The sequence below is a fragment of the Eubacterium aggregans genome, from assembly GCF_900107815.1.
GTDB lineage: Bacteria > Bacillota > Clostridia > Eubacteriales > Eubacteriaceae > Eubacterium_O > Eubacterium_O aggregans.
Map to the genome: position 1 here is coordinate 1 of NZ_FNRK01000047.1, position 3924 is coordinate 3924.

The 3924-nt window shown below is 38.0% G+C and carries 4 protein-coding genes; all 4 read right to left on the minus strand.

What is annotated here, in order from left to right; translation table 11 throughout:
• Positions 1-130: 130 nt before the first annotated feature.
• The 4 genes from BLW33_RS13750 to BLW33_RS13765 all read right to left on the minus strand — a co-directional run bounded on the left by BLW33_RS13750 (position 131) and on the right by BLW33_RS13765 (position 3797).
• Positions 131-997, minus strand: a complete 867-nt coding sequence (locus tag BLW33_RS13750; RefSeq protein ID WP_341456163.1) for a glycine betaine ABC transporter substrate-binding protein — start codon at positions 995-997, stop codon at positions 131-133.
• Positions 998-1011: 14 nt separating this feature from the next.
• A complete protein-coding gene (locus tag BLW33_RS13755; protein WP_090310004.1) occupies positions 1012-1887 on the minus strand; it encodes an ABC transporter permease in 876 nt (291 codons plus the stop codon).
• Position 1888: 1 nt separating this feature from the next.
• Positions 1889-3088, minus strand: coding sequence for a quaternary amine ABC transporter ATP-binding protein (locus BLW33_RS13760; RefSeq protein ID WP_090310007.1), 1200 nt, complete (start codon positions 3086-3088; stop codon positions 1889-1891).
• Between the two features lie 301 nt (positions 3089-3389).
• Complete coding sequence (locus BLW33_RS13765) at positions 3390-3797, minus strand: MATE family efflux transporter (protein ID WP_242911696.1); 408 nt, start codon at positions 3795-3797, stop codon at positions 3390-3392.
• Positions 3798-3924 lie beyond the last annotated feature (127 nt).

Consider the following 3924-nt stretch of genomic DNA (forward strand, 5'->3'; position numbering starts at 1 on the left):
TCCCGCCGCTCTCTAAGCGGGCACTTTACCACTGTACTGTTGCTGCATAATTCTCCTTGCCGATGGGACTAAACTTTTATTGACAATTCCATAATATGAATCACGCCCTTTTATTATTTTGTTTTATTTTCTATTTAATCCAGCTATTGATAAGTTCTTCGTGCTCATTCATCCATTTTTTAGCTGCTTCAAGAGGTTCGTTACCTTCCTCTTCTACAGCACCCATAAGATCACCTAATTCTGCCTCATTGAGTTTGAATTTTTTTAGAAATTCTGCTACTTCCGGCATATCTTCTTCTAAGCCTTTTCTGGAATACTTGTGAATATTTTCAACTTCTCCAAATATTCCTTTTGGATCTTCCAACACTTTTAAATCCCAACGTGCAAATTTCCAGTGTGGCGCCCAGCCTGTAACAACAATTGGTTCATTTGCATCAATTGCTTTTCCCAATGCAGCTGTCATTGTTGGACCACTTCCCATTAAAAGCTTATAATCTAATCCATATTCCTCAATTGATTTCTCTGCTGCTGCCATAAGGCCGGCTCCTGCGTCAATACCAATAATCTCTCCATCAAATAATTCTTTATTATCGTTTAATTCCTCGATACTATCGATTTCAACATAGGATGGAACAACAAGTCCAAGTAATGCATTTTCATATGAAATTCCTAAATCAACCATATCATCCCCATATTTTTCAATAAAGCTTTCATGGGTAACAGGCAGCCATACGTCTAAAAAGGCATCTGTATTACCACTTGCCACAGACGTAAAAACAGGTGCGACATCGGCCATAGTCAACTCCACATCATATCCCATTTTTTCTTCAAGCACTGCTGCCGCTAAGTTTGTCATGGCAATTCCCTCAGACCAGTTAACATAGCCGAGTTTTACCGTTTCCTTTCCTTTTGCACTGTCATCAGCTCCTCCACCGCAACCCGCAAGGCTCATAACCAGAACACATAACACTAATATAGATAATATACTTTTTTTCAAAACACTATTCTCCTTTACATTCTATTTTTATTTTTGTTTTTTATTTTTGTTATAAATGCTTTTCCTGATTTTGGTGATGCCTTTCCAAGACATTGTGTCACCCGGTCAAGAACCATTGCAATAATAACAACAGCCAGACCGCCTTCAAATCCCTGTCCCATTTTCATCTGGGTAATTCCCTGCAGTACTATATTTCCCAAACCATCTGCTCCAATCATGGCAGAAATAACAACCATGGATAGTGAAAGCATAATTGTTTGGTTAAGCCCTGCTAAAACGGTCGGAATCGCCAGTGGAACCTGAACTTTAAAAAGCAATTGTGAGGATGTGGATCCAAACGATTTTGCCGCCTCTACTACATCCTTTGGCACTTCTCTTATACCTAAATTAGTCAGACGGACAATCGGAGGCATTGCAAATATTATCGTAGCCACTGCACCCGGAACAGTTCCCAAGTCAAAGAAATATACAGCCGGAATCAGATATACGAATGCAGGCATTGTCTGCATAAAATCAAGGATTGGACGAATGATTTTATTTGCCTTATTACTTTTTGCCATTAAGATACCCAGGGGAAGACCGATTAAAATTGCAATCAACGTTGCCGTTGTTACAAGACTTAAGGTCTGCATTGTCTGCTTCCACAAATCTAGATTCTGAATCAGAAGTAAGCCTAATGCAGTAAAGCAGGCAATTCCGTTTCCTGCAATCCACCATGCCAAAAAGGTTACCACTATAATAAATATTACAATAGGAATTGCTAAAAGAAACCAATTCATGCTGTCAATAATTGCTTCTAATCCGTTTTTTATGGCATCAAATCCATCAGAAAAGTTGGTGGTCATCCAATTGATAACCCTTTCCATAAAATCGCCAACTGGAATTTTCATATTAAGAATCAATTGAAACTTCCTCCTTTCCTGCTATTCCTGCCAGTACGGTTGATTTAAAAATAATACCTTTCAGTTTATTTTCATCGTCAACTACTGCAACCGGATAACCTGATTGCAAGAATAGAGGTATTATTTCATCGATAGATGTATCCACTCCCACGGTTCTAATATCTGTATCAATTACAGATTTCAAATCATCCCTATTTTCTTTCATAAGTTCTGACACTTTATCAATTGTAATGATACCAAGCAGTGTCTTATGTTTATCTGTCACAAAAATACTGGAAATTTCTAAATCTTTCATTTTCTTGGCTGCCGTTCTGACACCAGCCTTTTCTAATATAATACTCTCTGAAGAACGCATAATTGAAGATGCTGACACAATCTTTGTACGGTTTACATCCTGAATAAATTCTCGAACGTAAGCATCTGCCGGAGAGTTCAAAATTTCTTCTGGCTCACCAATCTGTACAATATTTCCATCCTTCATAATTGCAATTCTATCACCGATTTTAAGTGCTTCATCCAAATCATGGGTAATAAATACAATTGTCTTCTGCATTTTTGTCTGTAAAGACAACAGTTCATTTTGCATTTCTTTTCTAATAAGGGGATCAAGCGCACTGAAGGCTTCATCCATTAATAAAATATCGGCATCTGTTGCCAGTGCCCTTGCAAGACCAACTCTCTGCTGCATTCCTCCTGATAATTCCTTAGGCTTTGCATTCTCATATCCTTTTAATCCTACAACTTCTAACATCTCAATCGCTTTCTTTTTGCGCTCCTCTACATCTACTTTTTGTATTTCAAGTCCAAAAGCAACGTTTTCAAGAACCGTTCTGTGTGGTAATAATGCAAAATTCTGAAAAACCATAGCAATTTTTTTCCTGCGGATTTCTCTTAACTTCGCTGAACTTACTTGCGTTATTTTTTCATTATCTATGTAAATCTCTCCACTCGTAGGTTCTATAAGACGATTAAGACACCGAATCAATGTGGATTTTCCACTGCCTGAAAGTCCCATAACAACAAAAATCTCTCCTTCATTTACTGAAAAAGATACGTTGTTGACACCGACACTATGCTTATACTTTTTTAATAGGTCGGTTTTTTTCTCTCCCTTTTCTAGAAAGGAAATCATTTGCATAGGTGCTGAACCAAATACTTTGTAAGCATTTTTAACTTGTATCTTTGCCATTTTTTCTCCCTTTGTTTAAAGTTACAACTTAAGATTTTTTTTATGTTGCTTTTCTATTATATAGTCATTTTTTCTATTTGTCAAACACGGCACGGAAAAACAGTGTCTTTTTGACAGCATAAAAGGCGCATTCAGTTATACTGAATCCGCCTCATTTTTCAGATTGATGCTCTGCGACTTGCGCTTTTTTATATAAAATCGAATAATATAAATAACCAGCAGAACTACCCAGGAAAATGCTTCCGCATAAGCAATTACCATGTTCCCAAACTCCTTGGCAAACAAATAGGATGTGACAATCCTAACTCCTAAAGAAACAATACCTGCTATTCCTGAAAAAAAGCATGTCCCCGGTTCCTTCAAGATAACCTCTCACTGCCATTGCCAGACCATATACAATATAACAGCTTGCGATTGCCCGGAAGAAAGATTTACCAATCTCCACGGATTCCTGGGTCAGTCCAAACATGGCAATCAGATATCCACCAGCAGCAAGGACTAAGCCGGTAAGACATAAAGATACAATGGAAATCATGACCATACCTGCCTTTAACACCTTTTTGGCTCTCTCCTGATTACCTGCTCCAATATTCTGGGCAACAACAGTAGCAATTCCAGAACCAAAGTTTACAATGGGCAGTATAATCACCGTGTCTACACGGTAAGCAGTGGTAATTGCTGCAACTGTCTGCTCACCAAATCCATTCATAAATCGTTGAAGAAAAAGGTTCCCCACGGAACTTTATAATGGTGCGCTTGTCAAGACAAAAATCCGAAGGATTTATAATGAATAATAGGCAGGTGTGTTAGTAAGGTGTGGGAAGGCAAACAAATGA

Excerpts from the sequence above, each read along its gene's own strand:
- BLW33_RS13765 (WP_242911696.1), bottom strand. The coding sequence starts at position 3,797 with ATGAATGGATTTGGTGAGCAGACAGTTGCAGCAATTACCACTGCTTAC.
- BLW33_RS13755 (WP_090310004.1), bottom strand. The coding sequence starts at position 1,887 with ATGAAAATTCCAGTTGGCGATTTTATGGAAAGGGTTATCAATTGGATG.
- BLW33_RS13760 (WP_090310007.1), bottom strand. The coding sequence starts at position 3,088 with ATGGCAAAGATACAAGTTAAAAATGCTTACAAAGTATTTGGTTCAGCA.